This window comes from Halolamina rubra, assembly GCF_000739555.1.
Taxonomy (GTDB): domain Archaea; phylum Halobacteriota; class Halobacteria; order Halobacteriales; family Haloferacaceae; genus Halolamina; species Halolamina rubra.
The window spans coordinates 56,716-78,790 of record NZ_BBJN01000029.1 but is presented as its reverse complement, the minus strand read 5'-3'; the positions used below and the strand labels follow the sequence as shown (position 1 = coordinate 78,790).

General features: G+C 70.3%; 21 protein-coding genes and 1 pseudogene. 15 read left to right on the top strand and 7 right to left on the bottom strand.

Annotated features, from left to right (window positions below; translation table 11 throughout):
- Positions 1-13 precede the first annotated feature (13 nt).
- Both ACP95_RS08060 and ACP95_RS08055 read right to left on the bottom strand, forming a co-directional pair.
- Positions 14-415 (bottom strand): hypothetical protein, encoded by a 402-nt coding sequence (locus ACP95_RS08060; protein ID WP_237560422.1) that lies wholly within the window; start codon positions 413-415, stop codon positions 14-16.
- Complete coding sequence (locus tag ACP95_RS08055; RefSeq protein WP_082224624.1) at positions 412-819, bottom strand: plastocyanin/azurin family copper-binding protein; 408 nt, start codon at positions 817-819, stop codon at positions 412-414. The genes ACP95_RS08060 and ACP95_RS08055 overlap by 4 nt, the downstream gene beginning before the upstream one ends.
- An 89-nt stretch (positions 820-908) precedes the next feature.
- On the opposite strand from ACP95_RS08055, the gene ACP95_RS08050 reads away from it, so the two are divergent.
- Positions 909-3,422, top strand: a complete 2,514-nt coding sequence (locus ACP95_RS08050; RefSeq protein WP_049980706.1) for a DNA topoisomerase I — start codon at positions 909-911, stop codon at positions 3,420-3,422.
- A gap of 17 nt (positions 3,423-3,439) precedes the next feature.
- Here ACP95_RS08050 and ACP95_RS08045 read toward each other — a convergent pair whose 3' ends face one another.
- Positions 3,440-3,889 carry a hypothetical protein gene (locus tag ACP95_RS08045; protein ID WP_049980705.1) on the bottom strand — a complete coding sequence of 150 codons (450 nt, stop codon included), beginning with the start codon at positions 3,887-3,889 and terminating at the stop codon, positions 3,440-3,442.
- Positions 3,890-3,993: 104 nt separating this feature from the next.
- Here ACP95_RS08045 and ACP95_RS08040 point away from each other — a divergent pair, with 104 nt between their 5' ends.
- Positions 3,994-4,695: a phosphoglycerol geranylgeranyltransferase gene (locus ACP95_RS08040; RefSeq protein ID WP_049980704.1), complete on the top strand. Its 702-nt coding sequence runs from the start codon at positions 3,994-3,996 to the stop codon at positions 4,693-4,695.
- Here ACP95_RS08040 and ACP95_RS08035 read toward each other — a convergent pair.
- A complete protein-coding gene (locus ACP95_RS08035; RefSeq protein ID WP_049980703.1) occupies positions 4,692-5,582 on the bottom strand; it encodes a hypothetical protein in 891 nt (296 codons plus the stop codon). The two genes, ACP95_RS08040 and ACP95_RS08035, sit on opposite strands and share 4 nt — an antisense overlap.
- A 145-nt stretch (positions 5,583-5,727) precedes the next feature.
- On the opposite strand from ACP95_RS08035, the gene aspS reads away from it, so the two are divergent.
- A complete protein-coding gene (aspS, locus tag ACP95_RS08030; protein ID WP_049980702.1) occupies positions 5,728-7,029 on the top strand; it encodes an aspartate--tRNA(Asn) ligase in 1,302 nt (433 codons plus the stop codon).
- Positions 7,030-7,298: 269 nt separating this feature from the next.
- The gene (locus tag ACP95_RS08025) at positions 7,299-9,134 is read left to right on the top strand and encodes a CARDB domain-containing protein (RefSeq protein WP_049980701.1); all 1,836 of its coding nucleotides are present in this window, start codon (positions 7,299-7,301) and stop codon (positions 9,132-9,134) included.
- 101 nt (positions 9,135-9,235) lie between these two features.
- Here the strand turns inward: ACP95_RS08025 and ACP95_RS08020 are convergent, their stop codons facing one another.
- A complete protein-coding gene (locus ACP95_RS08020; protein WP_049980700.1) occupies positions 9,236-10,633 on the bottom strand; it encodes a hemolysin family protein in 1,398 nt (465 codons plus the stop codon).
- A 129-nt stretch (positions 10,634-10,762) separates the two neighbouring features.
- Here ACP95_RS08020 and ACP95_RS08015 point away from each other — a divergent pair, with 129 nt between their 5' ends.
- Genes ACP95_RS08015 through ACP95_RS08005 form a run of 3 tightly spaced genes read left to right on the top strand, consistent with a single transcriptional unit; the run spans position 10,763 to position 12,169 of the window.
- Positions 10,763-11,023: a glutaredoxin family protein gene (locus ACP95_RS08015; RefSeq protein ID WP_049980699.1), complete on the top strand. Its 261-nt coding sequence runs from the start codon at positions 10,763-10,765 to the stop codon at positions 11,021-11,023.
- Complete coding sequence (locus ACP95_RS08010) at positions 11,020-11,526, top strand: redoxin domain-containing protein (protein WP_049980698.1); 507 nt, start codon at positions 11,020-11,022, stop codon at positions 11,524-11,526. The genes ACP95_RS08015 and ACP95_RS08010 overlap by 4 nt, the downstream gene beginning before the upstream one ends.
- Positions 11,527-11,584: 58 nt before the next feature.
- Positions 11,585-12,169, top strand: a complete 585-nt coding sequence (locus ACP95_RS08005; RefSeq protein WP_049980697.1) for an L-threonylcarbamoyladenylate synthase — start codon at positions 11,585-11,587, stop codon at positions 12,167-12,169.
- Between the two features lie 22 nt (positions 12,170-12,191).
- Here ACP95_RS08005 and ACP95_RS08000 read toward each other — a convergent pair whose 3' ends face one another.
- Positions 12,192-12,863, bottom strand: a complete 672-nt coding sequence (locus ACP95_RS08000) for a CRISPR-associated protein Cas4 (protein WP_049980696.1) — start codon at positions 12,861-12,863, stop codon at positions 12,192-12,194.
- Between the two features lie 37 nt (positions 12,864-12,900).
- Positions 12,901-13,505, bottom strand: a pseudogene (locus tag ACP95_RS07995) (conditioned medium-induced protein 4).
- A 100-nt stretch (positions 13,506-13,605) separates the two neighbouring features.
- Between ACP95_RS07995 and ACP95_RS07990 the strand changes: the two are divergent.
- The 8 genes from ACP95_RS07990 (at position 13,606) to ACP95_RS07955 (ending at position 22,069) form a co-directional block, all read left to right on the top strand.
- Positions 13,606-14,190, top strand: coding sequence for a biotin transporter BioY (locus ACP95_RS07990; protein WP_049980695.1), 585 nt, complete (start codon positions 13,606-13,608; stop codon positions 14,188-14,190).
- A gap of 1 nt (position 14,191) precedes the next feature.
- Positions 14,192-14,923: an energy-coupling factor ABC transporter ATP-binding protein gene (locus ACP95_RS07985; RefSeq protein WP_049980694.1), complete on the top strand. Its 732-nt coding sequence runs from the start codon at positions 14,192-14,194 to the stop codon at positions 14,921-14,923.
- Positions 14,923-15,627 (top strand): energy-coupling factor transporter transmembrane component T family protein, encoded by a 705-nt coding sequence (locus ACP95_RS07980; RefSeq protein ID WP_049980693.1) that lies wholly within the window; start codon positions 14,923-14,925, stop codon positions 15,625-15,627. The genes ACP95_RS07985 and ACP95_RS07980 overlap by 1 nt, the downstream gene beginning before the upstream one ends.
- A 62-nt stretch (positions 15,628-15,689) precedes the next feature.
- A complete protein-coding gene (locus ACP95_RS07975; RefSeq protein ID WP_049980692.1) occupies positions 15,690-17,852 on the top strand; it encodes a (Fe-S)-binding protein in 2,163 nt (720 codons plus the stop codon).
- 42 nt (positions 17,853-17,894) lie between these two features.
- A complete protein-coding gene (locus ACP95_RS07970) occupies positions 17,895-18,755 on the top strand; it encodes a DUF429 domain-containing protein (RefSeq protein WP_049980691.1) in 861 nt (286 codons plus the stop codon).
- A 62-nt stretch (positions 18,756-18,817) separates the two neighbouring features.
- Entirely contained in the window at positions 18,818-20,539 is a 1,722-nt protein-coding gene (locus ACP95_RS07965; protein ID WP_049980690.1) for a radical SAM protein, read from the top strand.
- Positions 20,539-21,339, top strand: a complete 801-nt coding sequence (locus ACP95_RS07960) for an MBL fold metallo-hydrolase (RefSeq protein WP_049980689.1) — start codon at positions 20,539-20,541, stop codon at positions 21,337-21,339. Before ACP95_RS07965 ends, ACP95_RS07960 begins: the two co-directional genes overlap by 1 nt.
- 49 nt (positions 21,340-21,388) lie before the next feature.
- Positions 21,389-22,069 carry a YkgJ family cysteine cluster protein gene (locus tag ACP95_RS07955; protein ID WP_049980688.1) on the top strand — a complete coding sequence of 227 codons (681 nt, stop codon included), beginning with the start codon at positions 21,389-21,391 and terminating at the stop codon, positions 22,067-22,069.
- Positions 22,070-22,075 lie beyond the last annotated feature (6 nt).

The following is a 22,075-nucleotide window of genomic DNA, read 5'->3' as shown; positions in this document are numbered from 1 at the left end:
GGCGCGGAGGGGGTCAGCCCGCCGGCAGCAGGCTCACCCGGAACAGCAGCACCGAGAGGTTGTTGACGAAGACGAGGAAGCCGGCCGCGACCAGCAGAACCAGGTAGAGCCGCGCCGCCTGGAGCATCATCCCCCCGAAGCGCTCGGAGCGTCGGGAGAGCGACTCGTAGGCGGCGAACCCCGCGACTGCAGTCGCGCCGACAGCGAGGTGGACGGCGACCACCACCCACAGCGGCTGGGCCAACAGCCACGCCATCCACGGGTTCGCCTCGGCCTCCGGCCCGACGACTGCCGCGTTGAGCAGCGTCGTGAGCAGGTCGACCGGCAGCAGGAGGAACAGCGCCGCCGCCACCCAGCCCCAGTAGGACTCCCGGTCGACCTCGCCGGGGCGGAGGCGACGGGGGATGCGGGTCACTCGACGACGATGTCGGCGACCATCCCCATCCCCTCGTGGGGTTCACAGACGTAGTGGTACTCGCCGGGCACTTCGAACGTGTACTCGTACGTGTGGTCGGTGTGGTAGATGTCCGGTTCGCCCGCCCAGTCGGCGTCGGCTGGCTGGTCGCGGACCACGATATTGTGGTTGGCCGAGCGCCAGACCCAGCGCACGGTGGTGCCGGCGTCGATAGTCAGGGGGTCGTTCGTGCCCGGCGAGAAGACGTTCTGGCCGTTCGGGCCGACCTCGACGAGTTCGCCGTCGAAGCTCTCCGTTGCCGGGTCGTCGTCGCCGCCCGAGCAGCCCGCCAGCGCCGTCGTCGCCGCCAGCGCCGCGGCGCCGCGGCGGAGGAGCGTGCGACGGGAGGGGTCGTGTTCGCGCATACGCGAGCGTGGGTGGCCGTCGGCCACATGCCTTCCGGTCCCGGAGCGCGAAACGTTTAGGCCCGGGAGCGGCGTATCGCCGGTACCGAATGGAACTCATCGTCACCGAGAAGGACAACGCGGCCCGTCGCATCGCCGACATCCTCAGCGACGGGACCGCCGACGCCGACCGGGTCAACGGCGTCAACGTCTACGGCTGGGGGGGCACGCGCGTCGTCGGCCTCTCGGGCCACGTCGTCGGCGTCGACTTCCCGCCGGAGTACGACGACTGGCGGGACGTGGAGCCCCACGAGCTGATCGACGCGCCGATCGACACCGAGCCGACCCAGGAGGCCATCGTCGCCGCGCTCCGCCGGCTGGCGCGGGACGCCGACCGCGTCGTCATCGCGACCGACTACGACCGCGAGGGCGAGCTGATCGGGAAGGAGGCGTTCGACATCGTCCGCGACGTGGACGAGTCGGTGCCGATCGAGCGCGCCCGCTTCTCCTCCATCACCGAGAACGAGGTGCAGGAGGCGTTCGCGAACACGGGCGAACTGGACTTCGACCTCGCCGCGGCCGGGGAGGCCCGGCAGACGGTGGATCTGGTGTGGGGCGCCGCCCTCACGCGGTTTCTCTCGCTGTCGGCGGGCCAGCTCGGCGAGGACTTCATCTCCGTCGGCCGGGTGCAGGGGCCGACGCTGAAGCTGCTGGTCGACCGCGAGCGCGAGATCCAGGCGTTCGACCCCGACGACTACTGGGAGCTGTTCGCCGACCTGACGAAGGAGGCCGGCGCGGGGTTCGAGGCGCAGTACTTCTACCTCGACGACGACGGCAACGAGGCGCGGCGGATCTGGGCGGAGTCGGCGGCCGACGACGCCCACGCGGCGCTCGCGTCGGCCTCGGGGGCGGCCGTCGAGGAGGTGAACCGCCGGACCCGGGCCGACGAGCCGCCGGCGCCGTTCAACACCACGCAGTTCATCCGCGCAGCGAGTTCGCTGGGCTACTCGGCCCAGCGGGCGATGAGCATGGCCGAGGACCTGTACACCGCGGGCTACATCACCTATCCGCGGACCGACAACACGGTCTACCCGGACGATCTCGACCCCGAGGAGCTGCTCGAGGCGTTCTCGGAGACGCTGTTCGGCGACAGCGTCGAGGAGCTGCTCGAACAGGACGAGATCGAGCCCACCGAGGGCGACGAGGAGACCACCGACCACCCGCCGATCCACCCCACCGGCGAGCTACCGACGGATCTGGACGACGACGAGTGGGAGGTGTACGAACTCGTCGTGCGGCGGTTCTTCGCGACCTGTGCGCCCGCGGCGACGTGGGAGCACCTGCGCGTGGTGGCGGGCGTCGACGGCGAGGTCTCGCTGCCCTCCGGCGGCGAGCGCGGCCTCTCGCTGAAGGCCAACGGGAAGCGCCTGCTGGAGGAGGGGTACCACTCGGTGTACCCGTACTCCTCGGCCGACGAGACCGTGGTGCCGGACGTGGAGACCGGCGAGGAGCTGGCGGTCAGCGACGTGCATCTCGACGCGAAGCAGACCCAGCCGCCGCGGCGCTACGGCCAGTCGCGGCTGATCGAGACGATGGAGGAGATGGGGATCGGCACGAAGTCGACCCGGCACAACACCATCGAGAAGCTGTACGACCGGAACTACGTCGAGGGCGACCCGCCCCGGCCGACGCAGCTGGCCCACGCGGTCGTCGAGGCCGCCGAGGAGTTCGCCGACCACATCGTCAGCGAGGAGATGACCGCGCAGCTGGAGGCGGACATGCGCGCCATCGCCGCCGGCGAGAAGGGGTTCGACGAGGTGACCGCGGAGTCCCGCGAGATGCTCGAGGCGGTGTTCGAGGAGCTCCAGGAGTCCCGCGAGGAGGTCGGCGACCACCTGCGGAAGTCGATGAAGGCGGACAAAATTCTGGGTCCGTGTCCGGAGTGCGGCGAGGACCTGCTCGTCCGCAAGTCCCGCTACGGGAGCTACTTCGTCGGCTGTGACGGCTACCCCGACTGCGAGTACACGCTGCCGCTGCCCTCCACGGGGAAGCCGCTGATCCTCGACGAGGAGTGCGAGGAGCACGGGCTCAACCACGTGAAGATGCTCGCCGGGCGGAAGACGTTCGTCCACGGCTGCCCGCTCTGCAAGGCCGAGGAAGCCGACGAGGAGGCGGACCGCGTCATCGGCGACTGTCCGGAGTGCGGCGAGGAGGAGGGCGGCGAACTGGCGATCAAGCAGCTCCGCTCGGGCTCGCGACTGGTGGGCTGTACGCGCTACCCGGACTGTGACTACTCGCTGCCGCTGCCCCGCCGCGGCGAGATCGAGGTGACCGACGAGGAGTGCGAGGAGCACGGGCTCCCCCACCTGGTGGTCCACGGCGACGACGACGAGCCGTGGGAGCTTGGGTGTCCGATCTGCAACTACCGGGAGTTCCAGGCCCGCGAGGCGAACTCGGAGCTGGAGACCGTCGAGGGGATCGGCGAGAAGACCGCCGAGAAGCTCGAGGAAGCCGGCATCGAGGACGTGTCCGGGCTGAAGGAGGCGGATCCGGACGACTTGGCCGAGAGCGTGGATGGGGTCAGTGCGGGGTCGGTGCGAGACTGGCAGGCGAAGGCGGACTGATCGTCAAAACCGCCGAACTACGCCACCACGCCCTGCCGCAGCCGCCCCCAGACCGCGTTCGACAGCAGCGCGAACACCACGCCCTCCATCGCCAGCAGCGGCAGCAGGAGGAAGAACGTGAACATCGACGGCCCCGTGAACATGAAGGAGAGCACCGAGTCGGCGCCGTATCCGAGTACGATAGACAGCCCGATCCCGTAGAGTCCGACGGCGGCGACGACCGTCGCCGCGCCGCCGACGCTCGCCATGAACCCCTCCTTCATCAGCGGCGCGTACTCGTCGGCCAGCACGCCCGTCACGAGGCCGCCGGGGATCCCCGCGGTCAGCAGTAGCCCCGACACCTGTTCGAGCGTGTTCAGCGCCTCGATGATCGAGGACGTGCCCGACGCGTGGGTCAGCAGCACGCCGCCGATCCAGAGCACCGTGGTCGCGCCGCCGGCGAGCACGGCGCGGGAGGGTCGTCGCATACCTGTCCGTTCGCCGGCACGTAGATAAGCGAACTGGTCGCACACCGCCCGGCGACCGCCGCGGTCCGCGCACTTTTTACCCGCGCCCCGAAGACTCCCTCCCCATGACCGGCCCGTGGGCAGAGTGGGATCACGTCCTGAAGGTGGACCCCGACAAGGCGCTGCTGGACGACGAGACGTTCGACGACGTCGCCGCGACGGGCACCGACGCCCTCGAGATCGGCGGCACGATGGACGTGACCAGCGAGAAGATGGAGCAGGTCGTCGACGCCTGCGCGGCCCACGACGTGCCGATCTACCAGGAGCCCTCCAACCCCGGCGTCGTGATCGACCACGAGGCGCTCGACGGCTATCTCGTCCCCACGGTGCTCAACGCGGGCGACCCGTTCTGGATCACCGGCGCCCACAAGGAGTGGGCCCGCATCGACGGCGACCTCGACTGGGACCGCACCCACACCGAGGCGTACGTCGTCCTCAACCCCGACGCCTCCGTCGCGGAGTACACCGAGGCCGACTGCGACCTGAGCGCCGACGACGTGGCGGCCTACGCCGGCGTCGCCGAGCGCATGTTCGGCCAGGATATCGTCTACCTGGAGTACTCCGGCAGCTACGGCGACCCCGCGGTCGTCGAAGCCGCCGCCGCCGAACTCGACGACGCGACGCTGTTCTACGGCGGCGGGATCCGCGACTACGAGAGCGCCCGCGAGATGGGCGACCACGCCGACACGGTCGTCGTCGGCGACCTGCTCCACGACGAGGGCGTCGACGCCGTCGCCGAGACCGTCCGCGGCGCGAAGGAGGCCTAAACCACCCACTCCGACACCGAGAGCCTGGAGCGCTCCCCCTCGAAGGCGGCGTACCAGTCGTTCGGGTACGGCTCCGGCAGCTTCTCCTCGCCGTCGAGTCGCTCCCGCAGCGCCGCGAGCGCGTCCGAGGCCGGCAGACACTCCTCGTAGTTCCCACTGCGCGCGCTCCGGAGGATCTCCAGCTGTGCCTCGGGCGCCCCGGCGAAGTCGACGAGGTACGCGTCGGCGAGGAACGCCCGGAACCCCGCCTCGTCGGCGGCCACCTGCTCGGCCGCGAACGCGTACGTCTCGCGCTCGGTGGTGCCGGTCTGCTCGCCCGCGACCTCGACGCGGACCGTCCGGTCCTCCCACTCGACCCACGTCGTGGCGCCGATCAGCCGCGAGCCCTCGCCGCCGTCGGGGTACGGCGCGGGGTAGACCCCGACCGAGAACCCCTCCGGGAACTGGCCGCCCTGCTCCTCGGGCATCGCCAGCTCGAACGCCCGCCGGTCGTTCTCGGGCAGGTCGGCGAACGCGACCACCTCGGTCCCGGCGGGCGGGGACTGCCCCTCCTCCCACTGGGCGTCGAGTTCGAACGCCGGCACGGTGACGGTGTCGACGGTCTCCCGGGTGATCCGGTAGAACGCGCCGCCGTGGCGGAACAGCGTCGGGTCGCGGAACGGCAGCCGTGCGTACGTCGTCCGGCGCGTGCCGTCGTTCTCGACGGTCTCGGCGCCGACGCCCCGCTCGTCGTCGCCGAGCCGGTCGTCGAGCGCCGGAACGGGGTCGAACGCGTCGGCGTCGACGTAGACGCCGTTGGTACAGCCGTCGTTGCCGATGCCGCCGAGACAGCCCCCGGCGAACAGCGAGACCGCTATCGAGAGGGCACCGCGTCGGTGGAGGGACACGCCCGGACGGTCACGAGGTGGCGGTATATGTTTTCTGTCGACCCCCGCCAGATCGTCGCACACCGCCGAAACGCGTATCCCGCCCGAACCAGCCGTTCGCCGGCGAAACACCGCGTTTAAAGACGCCCCGAGCGAACGCTCGTCCATGCAGGATCGAACTTACGCGGCGGACGTGGACGCCGGCGAGTCGGCCACCGTGGCCGGCTGGGTCCACGAGATCCGCGACCTGGGCGGTATCGCGTTCCTCATCCTCCGGGACAAGAGCGGCAAGCTCCAGATCAAACTCGAGAAGGACGAGATGGACGACGAGCTGGTCGACACCGGGCTCGGCGTCCACCGCGAGTCCGTCATCAGCGTCACCGGCGACGTGAAGGAGGAGCCCCGGGCGCCGACGGGCTTCGAGCTCGTCCCCGAGTCGATCGAGGTCGTCGCCGAGGCCGACGCCGAGCTCCCGCTCGACCCCTCCGGCAAGGTCGACGCCGAGCTCCCGACCCGGCTGGACAACCGCACGCTCGACCTCCGCAAGCCCGAGGTGAAGGCGATCTTCGAGATCCGCGCGGAGGTCATGCGCGCGGCCCGGGAGACGTTCCGCGACCTGAACGCGACCGAGATCAACACGCCGAAGATCGTCGCCACCGGGACGGAGGGCGGCACGGAGCTGTTCCCGATCACCTACTTCGGCGAGGAGGCGTTCATGAACCAGAGCCCGCAGCTGTTCAAGCAGCTGATGGCCGGCTCCGGCCTCGAGACCGTCTTCGAGATCGGCCCGATCTTCCGCGCCGAGGAGCACAACACCCCGCGCCACCTCAACGAGGCGACCTCGATCGACTACGAGTCCGCCTTCGCCGACCACCACGAGGCGATGGACGCCGCCGAGGAGATCGTCGTCTCCGTCTACGAGGCCGTCGCCGAGAACTGCGAGGAGCAGCTCGACCTGCTCGGCTACGAGGAGTTCGACGTGCCGGAGGGCGACTTCCCGCGCCTGAGCTACGAGGAGGCGATCGAGCGCGTCAACGCCACCGGCGAGCTCGACGAGCAGCTCGTGTTCGGCGACGACCTCTCGACGGAGGCCGAGCGCGCGCTCGGCGACGACGTGGGGACGTTCTACTTCATCACCGGCTGGCCCAGCGAGATCAAGCCGTTCTACATCAAGGACCAGGACGACGACGAGACGCTCTCGACGGGGTTCGACATGATGCACCCCCGGATGGAGCTAGTCTCCGGCGGCCAGCGTGAGCACCGCCACGAGAAGCTGGTCGAAGGGTTCGAGCAGCAGGGCCTGGACCCCGAGCAGTTCGAGTACTACACGAAGATGTTCAAGTACGGCATGCCGCCCCACGCCGGCTGGGGGATGGGTGGCGAGCGGCTCGTGATGACGATGCTCGGGCTGGACAACATCCGGGAGGCAGTTCTGTTCCCGCGCGACCGACAGCGCCTCTCGCCCTGAGAGGTGCTCCGGCGAACGAAGTGAGCCTCTCGCGTTCCCGCGAGATCGCCAGCGTCTGAGTCCGTCGGACGAAGACCTGGCGAAACGCGAGACCCGGTCTCGCGGAACCGACAGCCTCCGAGTTCCTCGCGGTACAGTTCTCTTTCCCAGCCGTGCGGAGGATGAAGTGAGTTGGTGGCCCCGTTAACGGGGGAGCTGTTGTTCGGGAGTGCGGGGTAGCTATCAGATATGTGGAAAAGGATTATGTCCGATTCCCGATTTGTCGGGGTATGGACGGCCGGTCCGATCGGAACTGGTGGCGACGGGAGTACTTGGCTGCGGCTGCCCTGACGGGCGTCAGCGGGCTCGCCGGCTGCAGCGGGACGGACGACACCGCCAACGGCGACGACCCGACCGACGCTGATACTGACCGGAAGGCCGGGGACGATCGGTCCCCCACCGAATCGACGGCGGAACAGTATCCTCCGCTAGCGGTACGGGAGAGTTCGATCGGCAGCGACCAGCTCGCCATCGGGACGGCGCTGACGGTGACGGCGACCGTCGAGAACGTCGGCGACGAGTCGGGGGCGTTCGACGTCGAACTGGCACTCGTCGATCAGCGCGAGGAGATCGCCGTCGAACTCGATCCGGGTGACCGGACGGACGTTTCGGCATCGGCGGCGCCGATGACTGTCGGTGAGGGCGACATCTCGGTGAACGGCGAGCGAGTCGGCACCGTCGACGTCGTCCCCGTCGCGTCGGGGGACGACCGAACCGTCGGCGCGTACTACTTCTCGTGGTACGGGCGACACCCACACACGTGGCAGGGCGGCGAGTGGAGTCTCGAGTCGCCGTACACGCCGACGCTCGGGAACTACGACGCGAGAGACGACGCCGTCATCGAACAGCACATCGACTGGTGTCACTACGCGGGCGTCCAGTGGCTCAACGCCGTCTGGACCGGACCCTACAGCCCCATCGACAAGAACCTCAAGAACCACATCCTCCCCCACCCCCGGGCGGACGAGCTCGAGTGGTCGATCTTCTACGACACGCTCATCATCAGCGGTATTTACGACGGGTCGTCGGTCGACCTGAGCGAGGAGCGAGTCGCGAACGAACTGAAGGAGAACATCGCGTATCTGGCGGACGAGTACTTCGACCGCGAGTGCTACAAGACGATCGACGGCCGGCCAGTGCTCACCACGTGGCTCGGGGGCGCGTACACGGGCGACCCGGCCGCAGTGTTCGCCGAGGCGTTCGACGAGGCGGGCGTCGACCCGTACTTCGTCGTCGGGATCGGGGGACGGCCGATCGACGCCGTCGAGCTCACCGAGATCGCGGACGCGGTAACGGTGTACAACCCGTACACCCCGCGTGAGAACATCGAGGAGGTGTTCCTCGACCAGCTGGAGTCGACGTACCGGTCGTGGTATCTCGCCGGCGAGACGACCGGTCACGACGTGATCCCGTCGGTCATCCCCGGGTTCAACGACTCGGAGCTGACACACGTCGACCGCGACAACCCGATCCTGGAGCTCTCGACGGAGCGATACGCGAACGCGTGTGAGGTGGGAGACAAGTACGCCGACGGGCCCGTTCTCGTCACGGCGTTCAACGAGTGGTACGAGAGTACGTTCATCGAGCCGAGCGAGGAGTTCGGCACGTCGTTCCTGGAGATCACGGCGGACACGCTCGCAGTCGAGGGGTGGGAGTCCCCGGTCTCCGAGGGGGTGATGGTCACCCTCTCCTTCGAGACGGTCGTGGTGGCGAGCGAGATCTCCCCGGGCACGGACGACGACCGTGAGGTGACGCTACGGGTGTACGAACTCAGCGTGTTCAACGACGGTGAGAAGCTCCGGGAGGTCGACGTCGGCGGCCCCGAGGAGGGGGTCGACTTCGTCCGGGGCTACTTCGGCGCCGAGACGGAGTCGGACGGCAGGACCGCACGGTGGCTCGGTGGGCGACCGAACTCGACGCTGTTCTTCGAGGGCGTCGACGATATCGACCGGATCGAGATAACCGGATGGGCCGGCGTGGAGATGGAAGTCAGCGTCACGGTCGACGAGGAGCCGCTGGGGACGACGCGGCTGACGGAACAGTACGAGACGTACACGATCGGCTGACAACGGACGCCTCGACGCGGCAGTACTCGCGATCGACTGCGAAGAACGGACGGCGATGGGCGGGGAGCCGGGAACGGTCCCTCTCCGCGAACGATCCGTGACTACTCCGTATCCGCCGCGTCCACGTCTGTCTCGGCGGGCTCCTCGTCGCTTTCGCCCTCGTCGTCGGTGTAGTACTCCTCGGTCACCGTCACGCGGGCGCGCTTGATCCGGGTCGTGTCGACCTGCTCGACGCGGATCCGGATCCCGTCGTACTCGATCGTCTCGCCCTCCTCGACCAGCCGGCCCGCGCGGTTGAAGATGAAGCCGGCGAGCGTCTCGAACTCCTCGCCCTCCGGGAGGTCGAGCCCGAGCTCCTCGTTGACCTCGTCGATGTTGACCTCGCCGCGGACGAGCGCGGTGTCGTCGTCGACGAACTCGATCGCCTGCTCCTCGTCGCCCTCGAGGATGTCGCCGACGATCTCCTCGACCATGTCCTCCATCGTGATCAGCCCCTCCGTGGTGCCGAACTCGTCGATGACGATCACCATCCGGAGGCGGTTCTCCTGGATCTCCTCCAGCAGTTCGTCGACGTTCTTCGACTCGGGGACGTGCAGCGTCGGCTGCACCAGGTCGTCGAGCGTTGGCTCCCCCTCGCCGTAGTGGGCCGCCCGCACCAGGTCGCGGATGTTCACGACGCCGATGATGTTGTCGAGGTTCCCCTCGTAGACGGGGACGCGCTCGTGGTCGGACTGGACACACTCCTCGATCGCCTCCTCGACGGTGGCGTCTTTCGGCACCGCGGTCATGTCCAGCCGCGGCGTCATCACCTCCTTGGCGATGGTCTGGTTGAACCGGAAGATGCGCTGGAGCATCTCTCGCTCCTCCTCGTCGATGACGCCCTCGCGCTCCCCTGTCCGGATCATGTTCTGGATCTCGTCGCGGGTGACGTAGGAGTCCTCGATGGCGGAGCCGCCGCCGGTGACCCGGTTGATCACCTGCGTCAGGTAGTCGAAGACGACGATCAGCGGGAGCAGCAGGCGCTCGGCCCACTTCAGCGGGCGGGCGATCCGCAGCGACCAGGACTCGGTGTGCTCGACGGCGTAGGACTTCGGCGCGCTCTCGCCGAACAGCAGCACAACCGTCGTGATGCCGAACGTCGCCGCCAGCACCGCCCGTCCCTCGGTCATGTAGAAGCCGAACAGCCACGTGGCGATCGACGACATCGCGACGTTCGCGATGTTGTTGCCGACGAGGATCGTCACCAGCAGCCGGTGGGGGTCGTCGAGGAGGTCCTGCACCAGCGAAGCGCCGGGGACGCCGTCGTCGACCAGCGACTCGACGCGGTGGCTCTCCAGCCCGAACATGGCGATCTCCGACGAGGAGAAGAACGCGGAGAGACCGATGAGGACTGTCAGGACACCGACACCGAACGCGAGTGTCGCCGGCGGAGCGCCGCCGGTGGACGACTGCAGAACGCCCCTGCTAAGAGCGGGAATGACCGTGGGAAGCAAGCCCATTTCCCGTCGGCCTTCACGGTCGTCCGAATTAAGCGTTCCCCTCCCGGCCGATATCGGGCGTCCCGGCCGGCGTCGGCGCCCCGTGTCGTCGCCGACGACTTTACGCGCTGGGCGGCCCAACCGGCGGCCATGTCCGACGAACCGCCGATCACGCTCTACCGGCTGCAGGCCTGCCCGTTCTGCGAACGGGTGGTGCGGAAGCTCGACGAGTACGGGCTCGACTACCGCTCCCGGTTCGTCGAGCCGATGCACTCCGACCGGAACGTGGTCAAGCGCATCAGCGGCAAGCGCTCCGTGCCGGCGATCGTCGACGAGAACACCGGCCTCACGATGTCGGAGTCGGGCAACATCGTCGAGTACCTCGAGAAGACGTACGGGGGTGAGGCCTGATGGAGTTCGACGTGGTCGAGCTCCCCGACGCCGACCACCCCGAGGTCGGCGACACCGCGCCCGACTTCACGCGGCCGCTCGTGAACGAAGAGTTCTGGGAGGACCGCTCGCTCTCGTCGCTGACCGCCGAGGGGCCCGTCCTGCTCGTCGCCCACCCGATGGACGGCGCGTTCCCCGCGACGTACGTCTGGAACGAGATCGACGACCGCGGGTGGGCCGACGACGTGGACGTGGTCGGCCTCTCCATCTCGACGCCGTACGAGCACGCGTCGCTGCTCGACGAGCGCGCCGACGGCGCCCGCCTGTTCGCCGACCCCGGCGCGGGCGTCGCCGAGCAGTACGGCATCGAGCACGACCTCGACGGGATGGCCGGAATCACCGAACACCGGCCCGCGATGTTCCTGCTCGACGGGGACCGCACCGTCGAGTACGCGTGGGTCGCCAGCGAGTGGCCCGAGTTCCCCGAGTACGACGCCGTCGAGGCGGCGATCGAGTCGCTGTAGCGGCGACGGCGCCGCGATCGACCGCGCGCTTTTTTCGCGCCGCCCCCCAGGGCCGGGTATGCGCGACGACCTGATCCAGGCCAGCAGCATGCTCGCGATGGGCGAGCTGGCGGTCTACCCGACCGACACCGTCTACGGGCTCGGCGCCGACGCGATCGCCGCCGACGCCGTCGAGCGCGTCTACGAGCTGAAGGAGCGATCGCGGGACGACCCGCTCTCGATGGCGGTGCCCGACGTGGACGAGGCGCTCGAACACGTGACCGCGACCGAGCGCGAGGAGGCGTTCATGCGGGAGTTCCTCCCGGGCCCGGTCACGGTCGTGCTCGAACGCCAGGGCCACGTCCCGGACGCGCTCACCGCCGGCCGGGATCGCGTCGGCGTCCGGATCCCCGACCACGACCTCGCGCTGGAACTGCTCGACGAGTTCGCGCCGATCACCGCGACCAGCGCGAACCGCTCCGGCCAGGCCAACGCCACCCACCCCGACGAGCTCGACGACGCGATCCGCGAGGGCGTCGGCGCCGTCGTCGACGCCGGCGAGCTCCCGGGCGGCGAGAGCACCGTCGTCGACCCCGGCAACGGCGAGATCCACCGCCGCGGCCGGGGGGCCGACGAGGTCGACGCCTGGCTGGCCGAGCACTGATCGGTCCCGAGGGTCGGCTCAGTCAGAGCCCCAGCAGCGACCGCAGCGAGCGCGTTCGTACCCCGCAGTCCCCGCGGTACTCGCAGGCCTCGCACTTGGCGTCGTCGTCGATCCGCGGCGGCGGCCCGTCCAGGCTCCGGACGGTCCGGAGCAGCTCCCGGTAGCGCGCCTTCTTCCGGGTGGTGAGCCGGACCGGTCGCACGACGCCCACGGCGGGGTACTCCACCAGCGCGCGGGGGATCTCGCGTTCGCGCTCCCACGCGAGCGCCTTCGCCAGCGCGACCGCGCGGACCGACTGGGGCTCCCAGACGCCCGCCGGCGGCGGGACGCCGCCCGAGACGAGCACCGGGATCGGTGGGTCTGAACCGTCCTCGGCGAGCAGTTTGTGCGCGACGCCCCGGCAGTCCTGCCCCGTCAGCGTGGCGTCGCGGGCGGCCGGCTCGACGAGGCGGTCCCACAGCGGCCCGGCGGCGAGCGCGTCGAGGTTATCGCGGTACTCCGCGGCCGACACGGCGAGCGGGCGCTCGGCGAGCCGGTCGTCGCTCGCCTCGCGGAGTTCGGGGTACCGGAACGCCAACTCGCGGCGGGCACGAACCTCGTCGGGCGGCTCACGGTCGTCGGACTGACGAGCGTAGTAGAGCTGGCGCGGGCAGTACGCGGCGCGACCGAGGTCGCTGGCGGCGACGCGGGACACGGGAGGGGTGCTCCCGCCATCGCACTTCAAAAACGGGCTACAGCTGGGTGTCGGTCTCGATGTCCTCGGCGGCCTCCTCCAGCCCGGACTCGTGGGCGTCGGCGGCGTGGCTGTCCCGGAGGTCCGCGTCGGTCAGCAGCTCGGCGAACTCGTCGGTGAACCGGTGGTTCGCGCGGGTGCCGCGGCGCTGGGCCGCGATCACCCGGGAGTAGCGCTCGACGGTCGCCACGTCCGCGTCGAGTCGGTCGGCCCGCTCGTCGACGGGCACCTCGTCGACGACGAGCGCCCGGAGTTCGTCCATCGGCAGCGGCGCCTCGCGGTCCGCCTCCCGGACGAGGTGGAGATCCATCCGGGCGTCGAACACCGACGCCTCCTCGACCCCGAGGGCGTCGGCGATCTCGGCGTCGGCTCGTCGGCGTAGAAGCCAGTCACGACCCGGACCAGGTCGTCGTCGTCGAGCGCCGACTCGAACGCGTAGCGCTCGCGCATCCGGCCGACCAGCTCCCGGACCCGCGCCTCCGCCTCCTCGGGGGGGACCGCGTCGGCGAGGTCGCCGCGGTCCTCGACCTGATCCTCCGTGACCGTCTCCTCGCCGGTGGTCTCGACGAACAGGTCCCGGAGCTCCTCGGTTTGTTCGTCCATACTCCCGGAACGACGGGATCCGCGCGAATAAGGGTTGGGTAGCCGAGGGGAACCGGTCGTAAACCGTAGCGTTAAGGTAAGTTTACGAGAACCGTCGGACGTGTCTACCGCAACCGACTCCGTCGATCTCGTCGGCGACGAAGTCGCCGTCAACCTCGTCCGCGCCGCGCTGGTGGCGGCGCTGATGGGCGCGTTCGCGTTCGTCTCGTTCCCCAACCCGCTGAACCCGGCCGTCCCCGTGACGGCGCAGGTGCTCGGCGTGTTCCTCGCCGGCATCTACCTCGGGCCCGCCTGGGGCGGGTTCGCGATGCTGCTGTACGTGCTGGCCGGCGCGCTGGGCGCCCCCGTCTTCTCCGGCGCCAGCGCGGGGCTGGGCGAGATCTTCGGACCGACCGGCGGCTACCTCGTCTCCTACCCGTTCGCGGCCGCCCTGATCGGCGCCGTCGTCCACGGCGTCGACGGGCTCGTCGACCCCGAGGGCGTCTCCTTCCCGCGGCTGGTGGGCGCGATGACCGCCGGGACCGTCGTGATCTACGCGCTCGGGATCGCCGTCTACTGGTACTACCTCGACACGAGCCTCGTCGCCGCGATCGTCGGCGCCGGCCTCGCGTTCGTCCCCGCGGAGGCGGTGAAGATGGCCGCCGCCGTCGGGATCGTCCGCTCCGACGAGGTGCAGGCGACGTAGCGTGCTGGAGCTCGACTCGGTTACCCACCGGTACGGCGAGGACGCCGACGCCGCGACCGCCGTCGACGGCGTCTCACTGACGATCCCGGACGGGGAGTTCCTCGTGCTCTGCGGCCCGAACGGCTCCGGGAAGTCGACGCTCGTCCGCCACCTGAACGGGCTGCTGGAACCGGACGCCGGCCGGGTGCTCGTCGACGGGACCGAGGCGAGCGAGGACCCCGTCGCCGCAAGAACCACCGTCGGGATGGCGTTCCAGGAGCCCCGGGACCAGTTCGTCGCGGCCACGGTCGGCGGCGACGTGCGCTTCGGCCCGGAGAACCTGGGGCTCGATCACGCCGAGATCGACCGCCGGGCTGACGCAGCGCTCGCGGCGGTCGGCCTCGACGGGCGCGAAAACGACCGGATCGAGACGCTCTCGGGTGGCGAGCGCGAGCGCCTCGCGGTCGCGGGCGCGCTGGCGATGGAACCGAACCACCTCGTGCTCGACGAGCCGTTCACCGGGCTCGATTCGCCCGCCCGCGAGGGCCTGCTCGACCGCCTGCGCGGCCTCCACGCCGACGGGACCGGGCTGATCGTCGTCACCCACGACCTCCGGGAGCTGCTCGGCGACGCCGACCGCGTGGTCTGTCTCGCCGACGGCGAGGTGGTCGTCGACGCCAGCCCCGACGACGCGGCCGCGGAACTGCCCGAGTACGGGGTTCGCGTGCCCGACCAGCCTGCCGCGGGGAACTGATGCTCGGCTACGAGCCCGGCGACTCGCTCGCCCACCACCTCGACCCTCGGACGAAGCTGGCCGTCCAACTCGCGTTCGCCGTCGCCGCGTTCGCCCACACCGACCCCCGCGGGCTGGCGGTGCTGACGGGCGTGACCGCGCTGGCGCTCGCGAGCGCCCGGCTCTCCCCCGTTTCGGTGCTGTGGGGCTACCGGTTCCTCCTCCCGCTGCTGGCGGCCGCGGTGCTGTTCGAGCTGGTGACGCTCGGGCCGCCGTGGCTCGATCCCGCGGCCGCGGTCGACCCCCTGCTCGCGAGCTACCGGACGCTGCTCATCGTCGGCGTCGCCGCCGGCTACGTTCGGACGACCGCGGCTCGGGAGTCCCGCGCGGCGGTGCAGTGGGCGATCCCGGGCAAGCCCGGGCGGCTGCTGGGCGCCGGGGTGGGGCTCGTGTTCCGCTTTCTCCCCCTCCTCCGTCGGGATCTGGCGGCGATCCGGGACGCCGAGCGCGCGCGGCTGGGCGACGAACGCCCGACGCGGGAACGGCTGCGCACCGTCGGCGCGGCGGGGCTCCGGCGGGCGTTCGCGCGGGCGGACCGGCTGGCGATGGCGCTCACCGCGCGGTGTTTCTCGTGGAACGCGACGCTGCCGCGGATCCGGCTCCGGGCCGTCGACGCGCCGGCGCTGGCGCTGGCGGCGGCGCTGCTGGCGTCCGTGTTCGTCTGAATCGGCCCCGCGGCCGCTCGCAGTCGGCACCATTTAGGTGACGGCACCGCAGCACACAGGGTATGCTTGCACAGACGCGCGAGACGTTCTGGACGATTTCGCCGACGGGGAAGGCGGCGTTCTACTTCCTCGCGGCGGCGGCGATCCTGGTGTTCGCCGTCGGCGTCTACGAGCGGTTCCGGCGCTACGCACGGGCGAAGGAGGACCCGTTCCCGCGGCTCGACGACCTGCCGGGCCGGGTCGTCGACGCCGCGGCCACGGTGCTCTCCAACCGGCAGCAGTTCGACCGCGACCTGTACGCCGGCGTGATGCACGCGTTCATCCTCTGGGGGTTCCTGACGCTGCTGATCGGGACCACCATCCTCGGGTTCGACATCGACGTGTACCGCGTCGTCACCGGCAGTTCGTTCTTCAAGGGCGAGTTCTACCTGGCGTACTCGCTGGTGATGGACGCGATGGGGCTGCTGTTCGTCGTCGGCGTCGGGATGGCGATCTACAAGCGCTACGCGCGGCGCGACGGCCGGCTCTGGGGGAAACACACGAGCCTGGAGGACGACGCGTTCGTCTGGACGCTGTTCGCGCTGGGCGTCGGCGGCTACCTGCTCGAAGGCCTGCGCATCCGCGCGACGGGCTTTCCGGACTTCGAGACGGTGAGCTTCGTCGGCTACTTCGTCGCGATGGTGATTGAGGCCGGCGGCGTCGACGCCGCCGGCGCCGAGGCGCTGTACTGGTGGGGCTGGTGGTCCCACTCGCTGCTCGCCTTCGGCTTCGTCGCCTTCGTCCCCTACGCCAAGCCGTTCCACATGATCTCCAGTTTCGCGAACGTCGTCGTCCGGGACGAGAAAGCCGGCGCGCGGCTCCCCTCCGTCCCCGCGGACCTCGACGCCGACACCGGCGCCGAGTCCATCGACTCCTTCACCTGGAGCGAGACGCTGGATCAGGACGCCTGCACCAAGTGCGGGCGCTGTTCGTCGGTCTGCCCGGCCAACGCGTCCGGGCGGAACCTCGACCCGCGTGACGTGATCCTCGACCTGAAGAGCTACCGCGAGGACGTCGACGCCGGCGGCGAGGAGGTCGACATCGTCGCCGACGGCGGCGAGTCCGTCATCGCCGCGGAGACGATGGAGTCCTGCCTCTCCTGTATGGCCTGCATGGACGCCTGCCCGGTCGACATCGAGCACCTGACGAGCTTCACGAAGATGAACCGCCAGCTCGTCGACACCGGCCAGGTCAACTCGGAGATGCAGGACGTGTTCCAAGACGTGATGCAGAAGGGCAACACGTTCGGCGACCCCAACCGCAAGCGCGGCGACTGGAGCGACGAACTGGAGTTCGACGTGACCGACGCCCGCGAGGAGGAAGTCGACTACCTCTGGTACGTCGGCGACTACCCGAGCTTCGACGACCGCAACAAGAAGGTCGCCCGCGCGCTGGCCCGGGTGTTCGAGGCCGCCGACGTGAGCTACGGAATCCTGTTCGACGACGAGAAGTACGACGGCAACGACATCCGCCGGACCGGCGAGGAGTTCCTCTACATGGAGCTGGCGGGCCACCACGTCGAGACGTTCGACGAGGTGGAGTTCGACCACATCGTCTGTACGGACCCCCACTCGTTCAACACGATCAAGAACGAGTACCCCGAGATCGACTACGCCGAGTTCGCCGACGACCCCGTGATGCCGTTCGACTACGACGAGGAGTGGAACGCCGACGGCGAGATCGGCGTGTTCCACTGGACGCAGGTCGTCTCGGACCTCGTCGACGCCGGCCGCCTCGACCTCTCCGGCGCGAACCTGGACTACACCGTCACCTACCACGATCCCTGTCACCTCGGGCGGTACAACGGCGAGTACGAGGCACCGCGCCAGCTGATCGAGGCGACGGGCTGTGAGCTCCACGAGATGCCCCGGAGCCGCGACGACTCGTTCTGCTGTGGCGGCGGCGGCGGCGGCCTCTGGATGGAGTTCGACGACGAGCCAAAACCCAGCGAGGAGCGCCTCCGCGAGGGCGTCGAGGACACCGCCGCCGGCGGCGAGATCGAGAAGTTCGTCGTCGCCTGCCCGATGTGTACGACGATGTTCGAGGACGGCCGCAAAACCGGCGGGTTCGAGGACGACCTCGAGATCGTCGACGTGGCCGAACTGCTGGAGGAGGCGCTCGATTCGCAGGGCGCGCTGGCGAGCGTCGGCGCCGACGACGGCACGACCGCCGCGAGCGCGGACTGACGCGAGCGGTACCCCTTTTCGGCCGCCGGACGAGTGGCCCGTATGGAGCCCGAGTTCGTCTACGGCGTCGACTTCAGCGGCGCGAGAGACGCGGAGCGCAACGTCTGGATCGCCGGCGGCCCGCTGACGGAGGACGGACTCGAGATCGAGACGCTCGGAACCGCGAAGTCGGTGCTCGACGGCGACGTGTCCGGGCAGGCCGAGACCCACGCCGCCCTCGTCGACTGGCTCCGCGACCGCGAGTCCGCAGCCGTCGGCCTCGACTTCTCCTTCGGCCTGCCGTCGACGCTTCCCGACACCGTCGACGATCCGCCGGCGGACTGGGCGGCGTTCCTCGATTCGTTCCCGCCCGCCGACTGCTCCGGCCCCGATGCGTTCGAGGAGTGGGGGAAACAGCGAACGCGCGAGGCGACCGACGGCGACCGGGCGTTCCTCAAACGCGAGACCGACGGCCCCGTCGGCGCGAGCTCGCCGTACGGCTTCGTCGGGAGCACGATCACGTTCCACGGCGTCCGGGACGTGCTCGCGCCGGTCGTCCGGGGCAGCGACGGCGGCGACGCTGCGGCGACGGTGGCGCCGATGGAGACGACGACGTTCGAGTCGCCGGTGACGCTGCTCGAGACGTATCCGGCAGGCGTGCTGAACCGGCTGGGGCTCCAGCGCGACAGCTACAAGGGTGGGAGCGACGAGGAGCGGGAAGCACGGCAGCGGAATCTCGACGGCCTGCTCGACGCGACCGACCTGGCCGTCGACGGCACGGACCGCGAGACGGTGATCGAGAACACCGGCGGCGACGCGCTCGACGCCGTCGTTGCCGCGGCGGCGACGCTGCGGGCAGTCGAGCGGGCGTTCGAGTACGACGACGACCGCCACGACCCCCGCGAGGGCTACATCTACGTCTGAGTGTCTGAACCCCTCACGCCCCGCACCACACGCGTTTTACCCCTCGGCCGACAAACCGCGGTATGACCGACCCCGGTTCGCTCTCCGTCACCATCGTCGACGGCTACGTCGACGAGCCGGCCCACTTCGGGGTGCCGCCGTACATCTCCACCTACCCCCGGTTCACCGCGGGCGCGCTCGTCGACGCCGGCGTCCCCCCCGAGCAGATCACCTACCACACGATCGACGAGCTCCGGGAGGACCGGATGAAGTGGGGCGACGTGTCGACCGCCGACCTGTTCGTCTACGTCGGCGGCATGACCGTCCCCGGGAAGTACGTCGGCGGCACGCCCGCCGAGCCCGACGAGGTGAAGGAGCTCGCCTGGACCGCGAAGGGAACCACGCTGCTCGGCGGCCCCGTGCGATTCGGCGTCGGCGAGGAGAACGCCGGCGCCCAGGAGATGGAGCGCAAGGACCTCGACTACGAGTTCGTCGCGAAGGGCGACATCGAGGCCGCCGCGTACGACCTCGTCGACTCCGGGCTGGAGGGGTTCAACGACCGGATGCGCGACAACGAGGAACTCGACCGCTGGGCCTCGAAGGGCGCATTCGTCGTCGAGCAGCACCCCAACCACCCCGACTACCTGATCGCGGAGATGGAGACCTCCCGCGGCTGTGCGTACCGCTGCTCGTTCTGTACCGAACCGCTGTACGGCAACCCGGCGTTCCGGACCGCCGACTCCGTCGTCGACGAGGTCGACCGCCTCTCGAACCACGGCGTCGAACACTTCCGGCTGGGCCGGCAGGCGGACATCCTCGCGTTCGGCGGCGACGGCGAGGCGCCCAATCCCGACGCCCTGGAGCGACTGTACGGCGGCATCCGGGAGGTGGCCCCCGACCTCAAGACCCTCCACCTCGACAACATGAACCCCGTGACGATCACGGACTACCCCGAGGCGTCGCGGGAGGCGATCGAGATAATCGCCGAGCACAACACGCCCGGCGACACCGCCGCGTTCGGCCTCGAGTCGGCGGACCCCGTCGTGCAGGAGCAGAACAACCTGCTCGTGACCGCCGACGAGTGTCTGGAGGCCGTCCGCGTCGTCAACGAGGCCGGCGGCTGGCGTCCCGAGGAGAACCGCCTGCCCAAGCTCCTGCCGGGGATCAACCTCGTCCACGGGCTCGAAGGTGAGCGCCCCGAGACGTACGACCACAACCGCCGCTTCCTCCGGCAGGTGTACGACGAGGGGCTGATGCTCCGCCGGATCAACATCCGGCAGGTGATGGCGTTCGCCGGCACCGAGATGGGCGACACCGGCGCCGACATCGCGAAGGAACACAAGGAGCAGTTCCAGGCGTACAAGCGCGAGGTGCGCGAACAGGTCGACAACCCGATGCTCCAGCGCGTCGTCCCGCCCGGGACCGTGCTGCCGGACGTGCATCTCGAGTACCACGAGGACGGCAAGACGTTCGGCCGCCAGCTCGGCACCTACCCGCTGCTCGTCGGGATCCCCGGCGAGCGCGAACTCGGCCAGGCCATCGACGTGGCGATCGTCGACCACGGCTACCGCTCGGTGACGGGGGTCCCCTACCCCCTCGACGTGAACGCGGCGTCGATGGACGAGCTCGCGACGATCCCGGGCGTCAGCGACGGCCGCGCGGGCGACATCGTCGTCTCCCGGCCGTACGACTCCGTCGAGGAGGCGACCGACGCCGCGAACGTCGACCTCTCGCTGTTCGCGACCGCCGGCGACGCCGACGTGGACGTGACGCGAACGTTCGAGCCCGGCAGTCGCGCGGACTGATGGGCGGACAGCTGCCCGTCGGCCGCGTCTCGGTGCCGGTCGACACCCGCGCGCCGACGGGGGCGACCAACGCCTACGTCGTCGGCGACTCGCCGGCGCTGCTGGTCGACCCCGCCGGCCGAACCGACGAGCTCGACGCGCTCGTCGCCGAGCGCGAGATCGACGCGGTCGCGGTCACGCACACCCACCCGGATCACGTCGGCGCCGTCGCGGACTACGCCGCCGAGACCGGGGCCGAGGTGCTGGCTCGCCGGCCCGACCGCTTCGCCGACGCGGCGGGGGTCGAGCCCGACCGCCGGATCGCCGAGGGGAGCGCGATCGAGACCGGCTCCGGGACGGTGACCGTACTCGACACGCCGGGCCACGCCGCCGACCACGTCGCGTTCGACCTCGGCGACGGCTCCGTGCTCGCCGGCGACCTCGCGGTCGCCGAGGGGAGCGTCGTCGTCGGCGCGCCCGAGGGCGACCTGCGGGCGTACCTCACCTCGCTGCGCCGGCTCCGAGCGCGGGCTCCCGACCGACTGCTGCCGGGCCACGGGCCGCCGATGGCCGACGAGCCGACCCCGCGGGCGAGCCTCGACCGACTGATCGGCCACCGGCTCGACCGCGAGCGCTCGGTGCTCGCGGCGGTCCGGGACGGCGCGAACGATCTCGGTTCGGTCGTCGACGCCGCCTACGAGAAGGACCTCTCGGGGGTCCGCGACCTCGCCCGGGCGACCGTGCGGGCCCACGTCGAGAAGCTGGCCGTGGAGGGCCGGGTCGAGTGGGACCCCGACAGCGGCCGGGTCCGGGCTGAGTGAGCGCTCGGCGCGCCGACGACGTTTTCCCCCGCGGTCACCGAAGGCGGCTGTGTCCCTGGACGACGAGCTCGACCGCGCCCGCGGGCTCGACACCGCCGAGCTGGCCGACGCCGTCGAGTCGCTCGGCTTCGAGTGCACGCGCTGTGGCGCCTGCTGTACCAAGGAGGTCGACGAGGAGGGGGAGACCGAGCCCCACACGGCGACGGTGTTCCCCGACGAGATTCGGACGCTCCAGAGGGCCGACGGCGCCGACCGCGAGTGGCGCGACGTGGCGCGCCCGATGCCGTACGGACTCTCCGCGGGCGACGACGGCCCCGAGGGCGAGACGTTCGAGTGGGCGCTGCAGACCGACGCCTGCGGCGACTGCGCGTTCTACGAGGAGGAGGACGGACTCGGCGCCTGTACGGTCCACGAGTCCCGCCCGCTGATCTGTGAGACGTACCCATTCAGCGTCGCGCTCGACGGCACCGCCGAGCCCGCCGGCGACCCCGTCGACGCCGAGGGGCTCGTCCGCGCCCACGAGTGCGAGGGGCTGGGCCGGGAGATCAGCCGCGAGGACGCCGAGGCGCTCGCCGCGGCGCTGAAGGAGCGCGCGATCCGCGAGCTCGAGGAGGCCATCGCGCTGCGGGACGCCTACGAGCCCGTCGACGCCGACGATGGCGAGGTGGTCGTTCACGACTCCGAGGGCGCGAAACGCGCGGACGGAACCCCGATCGAGCGGGCCGAGTGAACGCGA